Source organism: Acidihalobacter yilgarnensis (genome assembly GCF_001753245.1).
Lineage (GTDB): Bacteria > Pseudomonadota > Gammaproteobacteria > DSM-5130 > Acidihalobacteraceae > Acidihalobacter > Acidihalobacter yilgarnensis.
The window spans coordinates 2,425,237-2,442,865 of sequence record NZ_CP017415.1 but is presented as its reverse complement, the minus strand read 5'-3'; the positions used below and the strand labels follow the sequence as shown (position 1 = coordinate 2,442,865).

Genomic DNA, 17,629 nt, shown 5'->3' with positions numbered 1-17,629 from the left:
GAGTGAACGTCATGCAAATCGATAGAGTCAGATCGCACTTCGTATTGGGGACGCTGATACTGATATATCTTGCGTTGTTTTGGGAGACGCTATCGAGAATGGTTGGCGTTTGGAGTGGTGACGGCACTTTTCAATATGCTTTTTTTATATTGCCCATCAGTGTTTTCCTGATTTACCTGCGCCGAACCGTGACGCAGGGTTTGTCATTCCATGTGAGTGGTTATGGTGCCCTGTTGGTCTTGGTTTTTAGTCTGATGTGGGCGGTAGGTACGATTATTGGTGTGCAACTGGTGCAGCAGTTTTCGGTAATTGCGCTTTTGCCTGCACTTGTTTTGACCGTTTATGGCACCAGTGTCTTTCGCGCACTGATCTTTCCCCTGTTATATCTGTTTTTTGGATTCCCATGGCCCGTAGCGCATGTCACGACTATTTTGCAGCATATCACGGCGGCGATGAGTGTCTGGTTACTGCAACATACTGGGTATGTCGCCTATCTGCATGGCGTTTTAATTGAAACTGAGGTTGCAACCTGGCATGTGGCCGATGCCTGTAGCGGTATTAAGTTTTTCCTGGCTTCCCTTGCATTGGGGGCATTATACGCGAATTTATTTTATACCAGTTGGCGTCGTCGTGCGGCATTCATGGTCGCGGCATTCGTGGTCCCAATCGTAGCCAATAGTTTGAGGGTTTACTTTACTGTGGTTATCGGTGAGGTATTTGGCGTCGAGTATGCCAGTGGCACTGATCACTTGATATTCGGCTGGCAATTCTTTGGGACTGTGCTGGTTCTTCTGTTCGGTGCCGGTTGGTTCTGGCGAGAGTCACCACTAGAGTTTGCCACAGTGCAGTTCCCCGTCTATTTTGGAAGGCGATCATCCATATTGAAAGCATTGCCGTTGGGTGCTGTGTTTTTATTGTGTGGGCCCGGAATGATCTGGTTATCGACTTATGCTGCTAAGTCACCGGCGACTCGGCCAATGATCAACACGAAATTCGACGGTTGGCATGTGCTTTTGACGCAGGCAAATCCACTCGGCGCACGATTTAAACGTCCGGATCAAGTCGTCATGTCTACCTATGGCGATGGAGTTATCAACGTAAATCTTGTGGCCGTGGATTATGCGGGAAGACCCATGCATGATCATAAGCTTTTCATGATCGGGAATCGCCGTTACGACAGCACCCAGTGGTCAGTCCAACAAAGATCACATGATGCGCTATCAGGTATTCCTATTCCGTACTCCGTTCATCAAACTTGGTTGATCAGTAGCAATGCGCACCGCCTGATGTGGTATTGGTATGAAGTGAACGGCGTGTCTGCTTCTGGATTGATTGCAGTTAAGTTATTGCAGTTGGAGAATTTCGTTCTTGGTAAGCCCATTGTGACCCGATTGATCATCTTGTCTGCACCGGTGCGCGCCGATTCAAAATCTGCTGAAGCCGCGCTCCTGGCATTTACCAAAGCGTATTGGGCAGGAAACCATTCTGGCACGGCGTATCCGAGTCAGGGTTTGAGTGGATGAATCCACCTGGACCTGCACCTGTTATTGATGTCGGCTCAGCCGTATCGCCAGATCAGCGGCCATTAATTGCGCACGTTGTGTATCGACTGGATTTCGGTGGCATGGAAACCGTATTAGTCAATTTGATCAATCGGATGGGCAATGTTGATTATCGACATGCGGTAATTTGTCTTGCTGGCTATACGGATTTCAGGGATCGTATTCAGTCTGAAGACGTTGTTGTCTACACGCTGAACAAGCGTGCAGGGAAAGATTTACCCAGCTATTGGCGTTTGTTTAAGTATCTGCGTCGGTTAAGTCCCGCGCTGGTGAATACCTATAATTTGCCTGCGCTGGATATGGCGCCGATCGCGCGTCTGGCAGGATGCCGAGTCGTGCATTCTGAGCATGGCTGGTTAGTGGGGAAGGAAGCCGTTCCGACGAAATATATCAGGCTGCGAAAATTGATGCGCCCGTTCGTCGATCGATTTGTGGCGGTATCCCGAGATCTGGAGTTATGGCTTCGTGATGTGGTCGAGATCAAGGCAAAAAAACTCGTCTGTATCCACAACGGCGTCGATCCTAGTCGATTTATACACGATCAATCAGTGAGAAACAGTACCCGAGAATCTCTCGGCTTGGCTATGGATGATTTTGTGATTGGGACGGTCGCCAGACTCGATCCGGTCAAGGCGCAGACGACGCTTATAGAGGCGTTTGCTCGCCTGATTGAGTGTCATGATGAAAATGGCAAAATTCGCTTGCTCATCGTCGGTGAAGGTCCAGAACGTCCTCGACTTGAGCGTTTGATCCGCGCGAGGCAACTCGAGCACGCGGTGCTACTCACCGGCGCCCGAACGGATGTGCCTGAATTGCTTGCCTCTTTTGATGTGTTTGCACTGCCTTCTGAGAACGAAGGTGTATCGATCGCTGTGCTTGAGGCCATGGCAAGTGCGCTGCCGGTCATTGCGAGCCGTGTCGGTGGTAATCCAGAAGTTGTTGTCGACGCTGAGACGGGAATGTTGGTCGAGGTGGGGGATGTCAATGCCTTGGCCGATTCGATGTCGTGTTACTGGCGCGATATCAAGCTCGCGCGGGCGCATGGTGCCGCGGGTCGTCTACGGATGCGGTCGGAATTTTCACTTGACGCGATGGTGGAACAATATCGCAGGCTGTACGGCAATGTACTGAATTTCAGACCGACTAGGGTTGATCACAGAGGGGTGTCGTAGACGTGTGCGGAATCGCAGGTATCGTGTGCGGCGCGTTCGATCATATTCCTGATCGAGCACTTCTTGAGTGCATGGGGCAATCACTCGCACATCGTGGCCCGGATCAGGCGGGTATCTATACAGGCGTCGGCATCGGTATCGTTCATCGTAGGCTTTCCATCATCGATTTAACGCATGGTCGCCAACCGATGGTCGGTGGTGAAGGCCGCTGGGTACTGAGCTATAACGGTGAGATCTACAATTTCCGAGAGCTGATGCAGGAACTCAGTGAATTGGGCTACTCCTTTGAGGGCCATTCGGATACCGAGGTGCTCCTGCAGGCCTGGCGCGCATGGGGCCGTGCCTGTATCGACCGTTTCATCGGGATGTTCGCCTTTGCATTATGGGACAATGAAACACGCGAGCTGCATCTGGTGCGAGACCGTCTGGGTATCAAGCCGCTGTATTACGGTTTTACCCGAGAAGGCGATTTCATATTCGGATCAGAACTCAAGGCGTTGCTCGTACATCCTGGATTGGCGCGCGACCTCGATCCACTGGCTATCGAGGAATATCTGGCACTGGGTTATGTGCCTGATCCGCGCTCTATTCTCAAACAGGTGAATACATTGCCGGCCGGGCATACGCTTTGTTTCCGGCCAGGAGAGATGCAGCCGGTCGCTCAGCGGTATTGGGATGTCGATCTGAGCAAGCAGCATGATGGCGACGAGCAATCGCTGATGGAATCACTGCGCGAGCGTCTGGCCGATGCCGTGCGTCTACGCCTGATTGCAGACGTGCCGCTTGGCGCCTTTCTTTCCGGCGGTGTGGATTCCAGTGCGGTGGTCGCACTGATGTCCGAGACGATGCCTAGCGCCGTGCAGACTTGTGCGATTGGTTTTGATGACCCAGCTTACGATGAATCGCCTTATTCTCGTCAGGTGGCGAAACACTTCTCGACGGATCATGACGAACTTATCGTGCACGCGGCCGGTCATGAAATGTTCGATCGCCTGGCGGAGGTTTACGACGCACCTTTCGCAGATAGTTCTGCACTGCCGACCTACGCGGTCTGCGAGCTCGCGCGGCGGCGTGTCAAGGTGGCACTGTCTGGCGATGGTGGTGACGAAATATTCGGCGGCTACCGTCGTTACCGCTTGCACCTGAGTGAAAGTCGTGTGCGCGAGCTGCTACCACTGGGGTTGCGAAAACGCCTGTTTGGGACACTCGGGCGATGGTATCCGAAGGCGGACTGGGCGCCTCAAGCTTTACGTGCGAAGACCACGTTGCAGGCCTTGGCGCGGGACACGGTCGAGGCCTATTTTCACACGGTATCCGCGACGCCTCACACCGTGCGCCAGCGGCTTTATAGCACGCGCTTTCGCAGCGAACTACAGGGCTATAGCGCATTGGAGCTGTTCCGTGAACATGCACGGCATGCCACGACGGACGACCCGTTGCGAATTGCCCAGTATCTCGATCTCAAAACCTGGTTGCCTGGAGACATTCTCACCAAGGTCGATCGCGCGAGCATGGCGCATGCCCTGGAGGTACGCGTACCGCTGCTTGACCATCGTGTGGTCGAATGGGGCATGTCGTTGCCGACCGCTCGCAAGATTCATCGGGGCGAGAGCAAGTATCTTCTCAAGCGTGCATTGGAACGCGATCTGCCGAGCGAGATTATCTATCGACGTAAGCAGGGGTTTTCCGTGCCGCTGAAACAATGGTTCCGGGGCCCCCTGACGGAACCTTTCGAAAAGGTTCTTCAAAATTCTGCGCTGGCGGATTCAGGCTTGTTCGATATGGATGAGATACGATGCGTCTGGCGTGAACATCATACGGGCATGAGTGACCACGGCACCGTGCTGTGGAGTTTGTTGATGCTGAACAGTTCATTGGAGCATCTGGTACGTTATCCGGCCTATACGGCATCGCACGACACGCTTGCGCGCCCGTTAGTTTAAGCGACGTGATGGGCGTTCGATCAAGGACTAGGGTTATATGATGCCGCCAATTTCACTGTTTGGATTGACACGTTCAGGGACCACCTGGATGGGCAAGATTTTGGATAGCCACCCGCAAACGCTTGACCGGCATGAGCCTGATAGCGTGCGGCGCTTGTCAATGCCCTTGTTTCCGGCGCTGGCGGATGCCGACGTTGATAGCGCAGAAATTCATCCGTTGTTCACTGATATGCCGAACATGCGCAAGTCCAAGATTGTTGGCAAAATGCCGCTAGTCCCAAAGGATTATCGCTTCGCGCCAGCCTTTGCACTGAAGCGTGCCGGCATCCTGGGTGCCAAATTTGTCGGACGTGTGAGCAGTGGTTTCCCTGTGCCATTTTTGCCCCGTGCCGAGCGTCGTGGGCATGGGCGAATTGTCTGGACAAGCGCCGAGTCGCTGGGGCGATGGGGTATCCTGCTCGATGTCCTCAAGGATGCGGTTGCGATTCATCTACTGCGTCACCCGTGCGACCACATCGCCTCGGTGTTGCGCGGTGAGGCGGCCCGTACCCTCGTCGATAATCGACCCTCCAGTGACGATTACGGCTTACTGGAGATGCTGTTGGCGACCGGGCCTGCCCGGCGTCGACACGGTTTGAGTCTGGTGGCTCAAAGTCCGCTCGGCGAGAAAGGGTTCGCCGCCGACGTGACCGGCTAATTCGATCTCATGGATGCCGCAAGGACGATCAGAATCCTGAGTTTCTCAAGCCTGTATCCCAATGCAGCGCAACCGCGTCATGGCGTATTCGTCGAGGAGCGCTTGCGACATTTGGTGGCCAGTGGCGGGGTGTCGGTCACGGTCACGGTGCTGGCGCCGGTGCCCTGGTTTCCATGGACTCACCCGCGATTTGGGCACTATGCGCGGTTCGCAGCGGTGCCATCAGAGGAATTCAGGCAGGGGATACGCGTTTTGCATCCGCGTTATCCGGTGTTGCCCAAGATCGGTATGAGTGTTGCGCCCTGGCTGATGGCCAGAGCATTGTTGCCGGTATTACGCAAACTTGCGTCACGCGAGGGTGGCTTCGATTTGATCGATGCGCACTATTTCTATCCCGATGGTGTGGCTGCCGTTTGGCTGGGGAAGCAGCTAGGCAAACCGGTCGTGGTGACCGCACGGGGCACCGATGTAAACTGGATTCCACAGTACTGGCTGCCAAGACAGCAGATTCGCTGGGCAGCCTCACGCGCACGAGGCATCATTTCGGTGTCCAAGGCGCTTGCCGAGCATCTGGTGAATTTAGGGGTCGCGCGCGAACGTATTACCGTACTGCGTAACGGCGTCGATCTGGACGTCTTCCGACCAGAACCCGAAGCGAGGACAACATTACGAAACGAGCTCGGTCTTGAGGGGGCGGTGGTGTTGTCTGTCGGCGGGTTGATCGAGCGTAAAGGACATCACATCACGATTGACGCCATGCGCCGACTCGAATCGGCGACGCTGTTGATTGCGGGTGAGGGGCCACTCAAGGCGGGATTGCTGCGGCAGGTTGCGGAAGCGGGGTTGTCTGCGCGCGTGCGTTTTCTCGGCCCGATCGCGCATGAGCATCTGCCACGCTATTTCAGCGCGGCGGACGTCTCGGTGCTGGCCTCCAGCCGCGAAGGCATGCCGAATGTGGTACTCGAATCATTGGCCTGCGGGACGCCCGTGGTCGCCTGTAATGCAGAAGGCGTGAGCGAGGTGCTCGTTGAAGCGGTCGCTGGCCGAGTGGCGCCCTCACGCGATGCCGAGACGCTGGCATCTCTCGTCGCCGAGGTACTTGCGGCGCCTCCCGCTCGTGATGACGTCAGGGCTTATGCACTGCGTTTTGGTTGGGACGAAACAAGTGCCGGACAGCTTAAGCTGTTCCAGCATATCTGCGATAGCTCGGAGACGCTCGGATGAAAGTGTTATATCACCACCGAATCGGCTCGAAGGACGGGCAATTTGTGCACATCGCTGAGATGGTGCATGCGCTCGAGCAGGAGGGTGCCGAGGTGGTGGTGGTGGGGCCGGGCGCAGTCGACAATCAGTCCTTCGGCGGAGAATCTGGCCTCATCTCGCAGCTGAAGAAACGGTTGCCGCGCGCGTTCTACGAATTACTTGAGTTGACCTACAGCGTACTGGATTACTGGAAATTGCGTCGTGCGATCGCCGAGCATCGGCCGGATGTGATTTACGAGCGCTATAACCTGTTATTTGTTTCTGGGGTCTGGGCCCAGCAACGGTATGCGCTCCCGCTGCTGCTTGAAGTCAATGCCCCGCTTCTCGATGAGCGTGGCCGCTACGACGGGATCGCGCTGCATCAATTGGCTAGATGGAGCGAGCGCCATGTCTGGCGTGGCGCGGATCATGTATTGACCGTGACCGGGGTATTGGCGCGGCGCATTGCACGCGAGGCTGTCGCTGATACGCGGATTACGGTGACCCCCAATGGCATAGAACCGGAGCAGTTCGCCGGATTGCCGAGCCGCGAGGAGGCTAAGCGTCAGCTGGGGCTAAACGGACGCCTGGTACTGGGATTTACCGGTTTCGTGCGCGAATGGCATGGTTTGGATGGCATTCTCGATCTGATGGTCGAATACCCTGATTTGAATCTGCACCTCCTGCTGGTGGGTGATGGCCCGGCGCGGGCGCCACTGGAATCCCGTGCGCGCGAGCTGGGACTGAGTAATCGAATTACGTTCACCGGGGTGATCGAGCGGGAACAGGTGCCTACTTACGTGGTGGCCTTCGACGTGGCATTACAACCGGCGGTAGTCCCCTATGCATCACCACTCAAATTGTTTGAATATCTGGCTGCGGGTTGCGCCATCGTGGCCCCTGCCAGCGAGAATATTCTCGAAATTCTAACAAACGAACGCAATGCGCTGTTGTTTGATCCCGAACAGCCACAGACGAGGACGGATGCGATCTTACGATTGGCCAACGACGCGGCGTTGCGCCAGCGCCTCGGCGAAGCGGCGGCGAGTACCATCAGTGAGCAGGGACTGACATGGCGAACGAACGCCAGACGTGTTTTGGAGATCGCCGAAGACTTGCTTAAAACCCGCGCCAAGGGACAGACCGGGGAGCGGCCGTGAATCGGGAAGTGATGGGCGGCCCCGTGCCGGCCTTGGTGCTCGGTAGCGGTTTCAACGGGCTCGGCGTCGCGCGCAGTCTGGGAATGCTCGGCGTGCCGGTGTATCTGGCAGACACCGACACGAAGCGCCCAGAGATGCGTACGCGTTATGCTCACCCGCTGAAGATCGCCGCACTGCAGGGTGATCCGCTGATCCGCGATTTGCAGGTGCTGGCTCAAACACGATTGGCCGGCCCAAAACCGGTGCTGGTGCTGACGCAGGAGCAGACGGTGCGTACTGTGGGGTCCGCCCAGGCGATACTGAGCCCCTTGTTCCGTTTTCTACTACCGCCGGCAGGCATCCTCGATACCCTGATGCATAAGGCAGGATTCGATCGTCTTGCCGCGCAGACGGGCTTACGCGTCCCCAGGACCGTGCAGGTGCGCGAGGCGGCCGATGTCGACACAGCGCTTGCGTTGACTTGCCCGTTGATCATCAAGCCGGCGGTGCATGCACCGGCCTATGAGCAGCGATTCCGCAAGGCCTACCGCGTGGAGGATGCCAACACGGCGCGTGAATTGCTCGGCCGTATTCTCGATGTGTTACCCGACGTGGTTGTACAGGAATGGATTCCTGGGAATGATTCCGATATTTATTTCTGTTTGCAGCAGTTGGCGGTCAATGGCCAAATAGAAGCCAGCTTCGTCGGCCGAAAAATTCGTTCATGGCCACCCAACGTCGGTGGTACGGCGTCGTGCATAGCCGCACCCGAATGCGCGGAGCTGTCCGCGATCACGGCAAACTTTTTCACGCGGGTCGAGATGTGCGGTCTAGCTAGCATGGAGTACAAACGGCATGCGACAACAGGCGAATTTGTCGCCATCGAACCGACCGTGGGGCGTACCGATTATCAGGAGGAAGTGGCAACCTTGAATGGGATGAATCTGCCTTACGCCTACTATTGTTCGGCGCGGGGGCGGCATTGCCATCACAGAAGTGTGCTTCAAACGCGCCGATCATCTGGCGCGACCAGCAGGCCGACCAGCAGTCCTCCGAGCACCCCGATCAAGTCGTGCAGGGTTGGCCGGTTAAACATGGTGCGGTCCGGGATGCCTTGTGGCGTCTCGATGATCCGCGGCCCTGGCTGATCGCGCAAGCGCAGCGGTTAGCACGCAAGCGCGTCGCGCTTCGCAATCGATTCAACCCGGCATGTAAAACAAAATGACGCACGCATGCTTGCTGGCGTGGAAGGATCGCCTGCTGCCGCGCGCTCGCGCCCCGAGAGCCAGATTGGCACTTGACGCCATCGCCGATTGGCTCGGCCGGGCCCAGGATGAAAGCGGTTGTGGTGGTGTGTGTGCGAACTATGACCTTCAAAAGCGTCACTGGGCGGGCGCATATCCGGAAACCACGGGTTACATCATTCCGACATTATTCAATTATGCAGAACATTCCGGGCGAACCGAATTCCGTGACCGTGCCATACGCATGGCCGATTGGGAAACGGAGATTCAATTGTCCGACGGAGGCGTGCGTGCCGGAACGATGGATGCATCCACGGTTGTCCCGGCCATCTTCAATACGGGCCAGGTATTGTTCGGTTGGGCGAGGGCCTTCGAGGAGACGCAAGAACCCCGTTACCAGGATTCACTCGTTCGCGCATCCGATTGGTTGGTGGATGCGCAGGACGACGACGGCGCTTGGCGTCGATTCGCTTCACCCTTTGCGTCGCATAGGCTCAATACCTACAACACCAGGACGGCCTATGGCTTGGCGGTGGCAGCGAAGGTGATCGGAGACGGACGGTATTTGCTTGCGGCGCAGCGAAATGTCGCCTGGGCATTGACACAGGCGGAAGCCAATGGCTGGTTGCCGAATAATTGCCTTGAGGACAATGAGCATCCGCTGACGCATACGATCGCATACGCCCTGCGCGGCATACTCGAGGTATCGGTTGCAGCCGGCGATGCGCGGGGCATGGATTTCGCGGTCCGTGCGGCAAAAGCCGTGGCCAAGGCGCAGCGCCCTGACGGCGCCTTGCCGGGGCGGCTGGACCGTCAATGGCGCGCCAGCGTGTCCTGGAGTTGCGTAACCGGGAATGCGCAAATGGCGGTTATCTGGTTGCGGTTGGCGGAGCTCGTCGGCGAGCCGGCATTGACCGCCGCAGCGGACAGGGCGATCAACTTTAATCTGAGCCTGATGGACTTGAACAACGCCAACCTCGGTATTCGCGGAGGCGTCAAAGGTTCGCACCCCTTGGATGGAGGCTATATGCGCTACCGCTATCCGAACTGGGCCGCCAAGTTTTTTGCCGACGCGCTGATGTTGCATGACAATCCGGCAAGCATCGGCTGATGCTGCGTTTACTTATCAGTTTGCGCGGGAAGCCCCGGCAGGAGAGCTGGGGACGGATAGCGCTTCGTCCGCGCTCCTCATCTGTTCGCATTCTTCACGGTTCAGTAGGTTGATCGGTAGCAAGGGGTGCGTCAGCGTAAAATGGACCGTATCAAGAGAATGTGCAATTGGCCATCATTCGGCTGCGACTGGCGGATTGGGTAGGGGACCTGATATGCACCGATATGCGGGCAGAGCGATCAATTTTTGTCTCAGGGAGATCAATTTGCTTTCATCAGATTCTGCTGTGTGGGCTGGCGCTAAGGGCTCACACCCGTTCGATGGTGGCCATATGCGCTACCGACACTCCAACTACGCGGCCAAATCTCTGGCTGATGACATCATGTTGCGCGATGCGCCAAACTGGATAACCTGACGATGCGAGCCCTGGTTTTTATGTTGTTCATGGCAGGCACGATACCCATGGCGTTGGCCGAGCCATATATTGGCCTATTGGTCTGGGTGTTGCTCAGCGACATGAATATCTATCGTGAGGTTTATGGATTCGCCAGTGATTTTCGCTGGGTTCTTATCATATCGATCGTCACGATATTTAGCATGCTGATCAATCGACACAGCGTAAAACGTATTGAGTGGAGTGCCCTGTCGATTACCATGGTGTTGTTTGCGATCATGACGAGCATCAGTACAGCGTTCGCGATGGTCCCTTGGTTTGCAACGCCACACTGGATTCAGTTTCTAAAGATTATGGCCGTGGTCTTTGCAATCATGATGCTGGTGAACACCCCTTCACGTTTACATGGGTTGATCTGGATATTTGTCATCTCGTTCGGGTTTTGGTCGGCCAAGGGCGGTTTCTTTACATTAATTCATGGCGGCAATTACCATGTTTATGGGCCAAGTCCTAGTTTTTTTGGAGACAATAATCAATTCGCACTGGTGATGTGCATGACGCTACCATTGATGCGCTATCTGCAGATTCATGCCCAATCGCGATGGCTGCGATGGGGGTTATGGGGATTGGTGTTACTGACGATAGTTTCGATATTGGGCACTTATTCAAGAGGAGGCTTGATCGGATTGGCAGTCGTACTACCGATGCTGATCCTCAAAAGCCGCAAACGCGTCAGCGTGATTCTGAGCATTTTGATTGTGCTGCCGCTTGTTTTTAATTTCATGCCGCAAGCGTGGGTTAATCGGATGCGCGGATTGGATACGGGGTCCGCAACTCAATCGCAGTCTTTCCAGGGGCGGCTGCAGTCCTGGGAATTTGCAACCAATGTTGCCTTGCATAGGCCAGTGACTGGAGGTGGGTTCGGTGTGTGGGCAAGTCGGCAGGTATGGGCTGAATATGGTCCGCCAGAATTCAATCATGCACTAGCCATTCATAGCATCTGGTTCGAGGTGCTGGCAGAGCAGGGATTTGTCGGGTTGGGCCTTTACATCGGGATGCTGGCGCTTGCGTGGAGGAATCTGGTCTTGATACGAAAGCGGTCTCGCGATCAGACCAGTGCACGTTGGCTTTTTGATTTGGCGGGTTACCTTCAGGTGAGTCTTGTAGGATTTGTCGTAACGGGCAGTGCACTGCCGCAGGCGTATTTTAATTTCACATTTCAGTTGCTGGCAGTCATTGTCGTGATGAGGTCAATGCTAAAGATTGAATCAATAAAATTGGCTGTTCCCTGAAATATCTTTTGGAGGTGACTGGAGTGGATACAGAACCAAACTGGAAAGGCGTTTGAACTCGGGTCACCGAATAACTGTTGAGTCTCAACCCACTGCCTTATGGCGCTGAGCGAGAGCGTTTGAATAATGAGCTGATTTGCGCGAGTAAATCTGACTCTGGGCCTCGCGGTCGCCCAGTTAGGAGCCAAAGAATCGAAACCGAGCCGGCATAGACCGCAGCGCCCAACAAAACTGTCTCTGCTAACTGCAGACCTACTGAGGCGCTAGATGTCGGTAATAAGGTCGGGCTTGTCCATCCACGGCCAAGTGCGACGAGCGTGACTATCATGATGATGCAGGCCAAAACGCTTCTCCAAATCTGCAGGATGATTTCGCTGATGCGGATGTCGAGCCGTTTGATGGCAACGTAGAAAAAGACGACTTGCGCTGCAATCTGTGTAATGGCGATGGCTATTGCGGCTCCAAGTAGCCCGTGGCTCGGCAGTAGTACAGCCAGTAACAAGAGTTGTACGACGGCTAGCGTAACGTTGATTTTGATCATGGCCTTCATCCATGAATGTACCGCAAACACGGTGCCGCTAACATGACTGAATGTCGTCAATGCCAGGGCAACCCCCAGGATTTGAAGAATGGGAATGGCGCCTATCCATTGATGTCCGAAGGCGACCTCGACAAGTGGCGTCGCAATAAGCGAGAGTCCGACGCCTGCGGGTAGGGTGATAAGCGTCATGATGCCGACAATGCGCACGAGCATCTCTGCGCCATTGTTGCCGCTCTTGCGAATTTCAGCAAAGCCCGCGAAAGCGGAGCGTGTCAGGGGTCCGACCAATTCAGTCGATGGAAGTGAAGCGATTTCCATGCCGACCTCGAAGATACCCACCGCACCGATGCCGGAAAGTTTACCGATCATTGACTTGGTCCCGAGGTTGCCAAGCAGCCCCGTGAGATTGTTGAGCCAAAGCATCGTGGAATAAGCAGCAATGCGTTGCCAGGCAGAAAGCGTGAATCGTGGGCGGTAGGGATGCATCCTGTAACTCAGTATGAGTGTGAGGAATTGATTCACGAGAATCGCGATGATCAAGGCCCAAAAATCTCGCAAAAGAAATGCCAGGGTTATTGCCGTTGCCACGGATACAATCCGAGGGATGATCTTTAAACGAAACTCTTGACCAAAGGCGATAAACCGCCTGAAATCAACGATGCCAATGTTTTCGAACCCATTGAGAAAACTGACGGCAGCAGCGACCATCACGACTTCTTTGAAATGAGGGCTGTGAAAGAAATGGCTCGCAGGTACGGCGAGCAACAAGAGCATGATGGCCACGAAAGTGCCTCTGAGGACATTAATGGTAAAACCCGTGTCATAAAGCGCTCGGTCATGCTTGTCAGCGCGGATGATCGCGTTTTCTGTGCCAAGTTCTGAGATTTGGTTTAAACCTGAAACGAAACTCATGGCCAACGCCACGATGCCAAAGTCGCTAGGCGCGAGCAGGCGGACGAGAACCAGTGTACTAAGCAGTCCGAGGGCACGCGTTGCCAGACGCCAGCCAATGACCCAGCCGGTGCCATACGCTGTTCTTGACATCACCGAGCCCGGGCGCTTGAGGCTATGTAAGCCGACGTCTTCCTCGGCAGAGTCGCGTGTGTCAGTCATTGCATATAACACCGTGTCGATGTGTTGGGGCCGGAGGAGGAGGGCCAAGACCCGGTTAACAAGCGCATTAAAAACATGGGGCTATCCAAGATTGCTGCAGTACCAAGCGTGGGCTGACAAACCAAGGGTGGCTATCAGTGTAGAGCTGCTGGGGATGGTAGCCGATTTTTCTAGAGGAGATGAACTCAGTGCGAATGCTACTTGCTGAGGCTTCATTAGGCATGGTGAAAGCGGATACTTTTGCACTTGATTGATTATAATGTAGTGTACACGCTTGAGTTCTTGAGCGGCTACGTGTTTCCCATTTTCGCTACCATGGAGTATCGGATGTGATTGTGATAGGTCTTGGTACTGGCCGTTCAGGAACGGCTTCACTCGCAAAACTACTGAACGCGCAGAAAGACGCGCTTTGTTTTCACGAAATGAACCCATCCTGCGTGCGCTTTTTTGGGACGCCACGCCCTATTTTGAATGCCATCGACGAGTTCCAGACCATCGTCGATGGGGGTGACCCATCGATGCTCACCGTGGATCTCGGCCGTCCCGTTGTTGCCAAGACTTATGATCAATTGTCCAAAATGAATCGCGTGCGATTGATCGGCGACATTGCATTTTACTATCTCAGCTACGTCGAAGCGATTGCTGAGCGTAATCCGAATGCCCGTTTTCTCTGTCTCAGACGTGATATCGATGAGACTATTGCAAGCTGGATGAACAAGTCCGGTATTCCCCGCTGGCGTTCTAAGTATCTGGCCGACAAGTTCGGCGCCTGGATCACACGCGAGCCCTTTTACGAATCACGTAATTTTTGGATGAATCATGATGGCACTCGTTGGATGCCAGATCCTGTTTGGGACAAGTGCTTCCCGAAGTTCGAAGCCAAGACAAAACCCGAGGCGATTCGTAAGTACTGTGAGTACTACTATGAAGAAGCCAGTCGTCTCGCGGCGAAGCTTGATGACGTATTCAGATTTGTTGATGTGGAGCAGATGAATACCCCTGGCTACCAGGCCGGTATTCTGGAGTTTGTCGGAGTCTCCCCTGAAAATCATATGTTCACCGATGCCCACATCCATCAATCCCGCCAGCCCCCAAAGAACGGTTGAACGCAATAGCCTGAATAAGCCACCAACGCTTCAGTAGCTTGTAGGGATCACAGCATGGGCTTGTTCTCAATTATCATTGCGACCCGAAACAGGCCTAGGCTTTTTGCCGAGGCTTTAGCTTCCGTACTCGTCCAAAAGGGCGACTCCAATGAGATCATCGTTGTCAATGACGGCTCTGACGATGCGCATCTTGGCGAGTACCAAGACGCCTTAAATGCGACCCGCGACCAATTGAGTTCTATTCCCTGCCGCAGCGGCCGAACGGCCACGGCCAAAGTTATGCATTGAATTTCGGCGCATCTAAAGCCGCCAACCCGTATATCTGCTTTCTTGACGACGATGATAGCTGGACCGACGACGGATATCTGGCGCGTGCCGAGAAAGCGATCACGAACCGCTTTCCCAGTCCCGATTTGGTATTCAGCAACCAGTCTGCATTCTTTCATGATCGCAAGAAAGACGGCCCAATCTGGTTGGAGGGGCTCGCAGAAAAACTGGAAAACGCCGGCCGGTCGCTAGATGCGGACGGTCTATACAAAATCGACGCCGATGATTTGACGCGTTACGGCCGATTCTGCCACCTGAATACGATGATCGTGCGCCGGGCGCTATACGAAAGTGTTGGGGGCATGGATGAAGGTATCCGCTGGGAATGCGACCACGACCTGTATTTGAGACTCATCGACGTTGCGCAGTCGATGTGGCTGTCCCCGGTGATTGTCTCACGCCACAATATTCCAGACCCGGCCGCAGCCTCCAGCATGACCACGATGCTGAACGAGACGCAGCGTCGTCTCTATCAACTGAGCGTGTTTAACAAGGCCAGTCTTTACGCCGAGCGCCCGGCGATTCGAGCATACGGGCGCCGCCACCTAGGTTATACGCTCAAGCGCATCGCAAGCACATTGGCGCAGGCCGGAGATTACCGGACTGCCGCTTTCTATGCCTGGCAGGCCATGGGCGCGTTACCGACCGTGAAGTGGTTTGTCTATGCAAATTATCTGACGATTCGATCGATGGGGGGAAAGGGTATTGGATAACCCAAGCAAGATGGTGAATCTACTCATTTGCACCAACGCCGCCTATTTGCAACACGCGGCGGTTTGTCTGCGTTCCCTGCTGGAGAACAACCGCGATTTTTTTTTCAATGTTGTCGTGGTCGGTCGTGTGGGAGAAACACTTGACGAGGAAAAGCTCAGGCGTTCATTGGAACCAACTCCCTGGCATGCGATTAGTTTTCGCGAATTTCTGCCGCCAATGGGGCAAGTTCTCCCTCTGAACCCCAATGCCAAGTACACACTGGACATCTGGTCGCGTATCTGGGTCTCCGATTTTTTCGATGACGACGTGGAGAGAGTGCTTTATCTCGATGCGGATATCGTGGTGGTCGGTGGTGTCACCCCCCTTTGGCAGATGGATTTAGAAGGCGCCTTATTCGGCGCGGTCGACATACCAGGCTCCATGCGCGGTGTCGAAAATCTGGAAATGGCGGAAGAGGATGGCTATTTCAATTCCGGGGTACTGCTTTTCGATTTGAAGCAGTGGCGTCAAAGCAATGCATTGGAGACATTGCTGGACTACGTCTCCAGGCAATATCAGAGGCTCAAGGATCCTGACCAGGACGCATTGAACGCCTGCTTCGCCAGTCGCAGAAAGAAGATGGATTACAAATGGAACGCGATTGGCCCCTTCTTCCGTGAACCCAACCCGCTTCCATTGAAACGGGAAATAATTGAAAAAGTCAGAGAAGATGCGGTGATTATCCACTATAACGGAGCCACAAAGCCCTGGGACTTCGTGAGTAATCACCCACGACGTAAGGAATACTGGAAGTACCTGGAGATGACGGAATGGCGTGGATACGTTCCCGCGGACAAGACGTTACACAACATGCTTCGTGAGTTTGGTTCTGCCATATTGCCAAAGCCACTGAAAGCGTTTGTCAAGAAAGTCTGGTCGCCGTCCTAGATGCCGAGGATGGTAGATGCAGGCGGAGGAATGATTTGATGCGTATCTTGTTCGCGTCGACGCACAAATATCTCCCTGAACTGCATGGGGGAATGGAAATCAATACGCACCAATTGGCCACCCGCCTGTTAAGTGCGGGGATCTCGGTTGGGGTTCTGGTCGGGCTTGAGGGCCGGGGACGTGTTGGAACCCTTGCAAAGCTGCAAATGAAGATGCTTGGACGAAAATGGGGCCGCGACCATGTGATGGGCTATCCGGTGTGGCGTACATATGATCCCAGCGCAGTCGCTGACTTCGTGGTAGATGAATTTAAGCCGGATGCAGTGGTAGTACAAGGCGGGCATGAGTTCATAAAACTGGTCAGTGGGTTTATTAAACGCAAGTTGCCAGTCATAGGTTACCTTCATAGCCATGATCGACTTTTGCTCGATGTTGACTTATCCCGTGAGGGCCGGCTCGTATTCATGGTAAATTCGAAATTTACTGCTTCGATGCATCCGGAAAAAAGGATCGTGAGGGTTTTGCCGCCCATCGTGCCGCGCCGACTTTACGAGACTGAAACAGATCGTACGGCGGCCGTATTGATTAACCCATCGAAGTACAAAGGCCTGGATGTCGTAATGGGAATGGCGCGCGCGCGTCCGGATATTCCCTTTCACCTGGTTATGACAAAAAAAAAACAGAGATTGGAAATCGAAAAGTTACCCAACATCACGATAACGGGGCCTTTCGATGATATGAGAAAGGTCTACCGCAATGCGCGAGTGGTTCTTGCACCAAGTCAGTGTGACGAGACGTGGGGGCGCATTGCCACCGAAGCTCATGTCAGCGGTATCCCGGTGTTGGCAAGTACCAGAGGCGGATTGCTGGAGGCCGTCGGGCCCGGTGGTATTTGCCTCCCGCATAACTCGCTGAACGAAGAATGGGTTGCCGCTTTGGGTAAAATGTGGGACGACCCACATCACTATGCGCAACTATCTGCGGCCGCAGCGGATTACGCAAAAAGACGTGAGATTCAACCCGACGCGCTGGTGAACGGCTTTGTCGAGGAGGTCTGCGCGCATGTCGAACGTGTGACCTAGTCGGCGTGTTGTGCTGAATAAAA

General features: G+C 54.6%; 15 protein-coding genes. 14 read left to right on the top strand and 1 reads right to left on the bottom strand.

Going from position 1 to position 17,629, the window contains the following annotated elements; all coding sequences use genetic code 11:
* Nucleotides 1-11 precede the first annotated feature (11 nt).
* The 9 genes from xrtA (at nucleotide 12) to BI364_RS11645 (ending at nucleotide 11,796) form a co-directional block, all read left to right on the top strand.
* On the top strand, nucleotides 12-1,523 hold the full coding sequence (gene xrtA / locus BI364_RS11685; protein ID WP_083251355.1) for an exosortase A: 1,512 nt from the start codon (nucleotides 12-14) through the stop codon (nucleotides 1,521-1,523).
* On the top strand, nucleotides 1,520-2,734 hold the full coding sequence (locus BI364_RS11680; RefSeq protein WP_070078887.1) for a TIGR03088 family PEP-CTERM/XrtA system glycosyltransferase: 1,215 nt from the start codon (nucleotides 1,520-1,522) through the stop codon (nucleotides 2,732-2,734). The genes xrtA and BI364_RS11680 overlap by 4 nt, the downstream gene beginning before the upstream one ends.
* Before the next feature lie 2 nt (nucleotides 2,735-2,736).
* Nucleotides 2,737-4,677: an XrtA/PEP-CTERM system amidotransferase gene (locus BI364_RS11675; protein ID WP_070078886.1), complete on the top strand. Its 1,941-nt coding sequence runs from the start codon at nucleotides 2,737-2,739 to the stop codon at nucleotides 4,675-4,677.
* A 37-nt stretch (nucleotides 4,678-4,714) separates the two neighbouring features.
* Complete coding sequence (locus BI364_RS11670) at nucleotides 4,715-5,374, top strand: sulfotransferase (RefSeq protein WP_083251354.1); 660 nt, start codon at nucleotides 4,715-4,717, stop codon at nucleotides 5,372-5,374.
* A gap of 9 nt (nucleotides 5,375-5,383) precedes the next feature.
* Nucleotides 5,384-6,598 carry a glycosyltransferase family 4 protein gene (locus BI364_RS11665; RefSeq protein ID WP_070078884.1) on the top strand — a complete coding sequence of 405 codons (1,215 nt, stop codon included), beginning with the start codon at nucleotides 5,384-5,386 and terminating at the stop codon, nucleotides 6,596-6,598.
* On the top strand, nucleotides 6,595-7,776 hold the full coding sequence (locus tag BI364_RS11660) for a glycosyltransferase family 4 protein (RefSeq protein ID WP_070078883.1): 1,182 nt from the start codon (nucleotides 6,595-6,597) through the stop codon (nucleotides 7,774-7,776). The genes BI364_RS11665 and BI364_RS11660 overlap by 4 nt, the downstream gene beginning before the upstream one ends.
* Nucleotides 7,773-8,903 (top strand): carboxylate--amine ligase, encoded by a 1,131-nt coding sequence (locus BI364_RS11655; protein ID WP_156782739.1) that lies wholly within the window; start codon nucleotides 7,773-7,775, stop codon nucleotides 8,901-8,903. The genes BI364_RS11660 and BI364_RS11655 overlap by 4 nt, the downstream gene beginning before the upstream one ends.
* Nucleotides 8,904-8,976: 73 nt before the next feature.
* On the top strand, nucleotides 8,977-10,110 hold the full coding sequence (locus tag BI364_RS11650) for a prenyltransferase/squalene oxidase repeat-containing protein (protein WP_070078881.1): 1,134 nt from the start codon (nucleotides 8,977-8,979) through the stop codon (nucleotides 10,108-10,110).
* Between the two features lie 417 nt (nucleotides 10,111-10,527).
* Nucleotides 10,528-11,796 (top strand): putative O-glycosylation ligase, exosortase A system-associated, encoded by a 1,269-nt coding sequence (locus BI364_RS11645; RefSeq protein WP_070078880.1) that lies wholly within the window; start codon nucleotides 10,528-10,530, stop codon nucleotides 11,794-11,796.
* 97 nt (nucleotides 11,797-11,893) lie between these two features.
* Here the strand turns inward: BI364_RS11645 and BI364_RS11640 are convergent, their stop codons facing one another.
* Nucleotides 11,894-13,450 (bottom strand): oligosaccharide flippase family protein, encoded by a 1,557-nt coding sequence (locus BI364_RS11640; RefSeq protein ID WP_070078879.1) that lies wholly within the window; start codon nucleotides 13,448-13,450, stop codon nucleotides 11,894-11,896.
* A 329-nt stretch (nucleotides 13,451-13,779) separates the two neighbouring features.
* Here BI364_RS11640 and BI364_RS11635 point away from each other — a divergent pair, with 329 nt between their 5' ends.
* From BI364_RS11635 to BI364_RS11615, 5 genes are read left to right on the top strand one after another with little or no spacing between them, the layout of a single operon-like run.
* Nucleotides 13,780-14,556, top strand: a complete 777-nt coding sequence (locus tag BI364_RS11635; protein WP_083251353.1) for a sulfotransferase — start codon at nucleotides 13,780-13,782, stop codon at nucleotides 14,554-14,556.
* A gap of 54 nt (nucleotides 14,557-14,610) precedes the next feature.
* Nucleotides 14,611-14,844, top strand: coding sequence for a glycosyltransferase family 2 protein (locus tag BI364_RS19210; protein ID WP_070078877.1), 234 nt, complete (start codon nucleotides 14,611-14,613; stop codon nucleotides 14,842-14,844).
* Nucleotides 14,787-15,596 (top strand): glycosyltransferase family 2 protein, encoded by an 810-nt coding sequence (locus BI364_RS11625; protein ID WP_083251352.1) that lies wholly within the window; start codon nucleotides 14,787-14,789, stop codon nucleotides 15,594-15,596. The genes BI364_RS19210 and BI364_RS11625 overlap by 58 nt, the downstream gene beginning before the upstream one ends.
* Nucleotides 15,589-16,524 carry a glycosyltransferase family 8 protein gene (locus BI364_RS11620; RefSeq protein ID WP_156782738.1) on the top strand — a complete coding sequence of 312 codons (936 nt, stop codon included), beginning with the start codon at nucleotides 15,589-15,591 and terminating at the stop codon, nucleotides 16,522-16,524. The genes BI364_RS11625 and BI364_RS11620 overlap by 8 nt, the downstream gene beginning before the upstream one ends.
* Nucleotides 16,525-16,562: 38 nt before the next feature.
* A complete protein-coding gene (locus BI364_RS11615; RefSeq protein WP_070078874.1) occupies nucleotides 16,563-17,606 on the top strand; it encodes a glycosyltransferase in 1,044 nt (347 codons plus the stop codon).
* Nucleotides 17,607-17,629 lie beyond the last annotated feature (23 nt).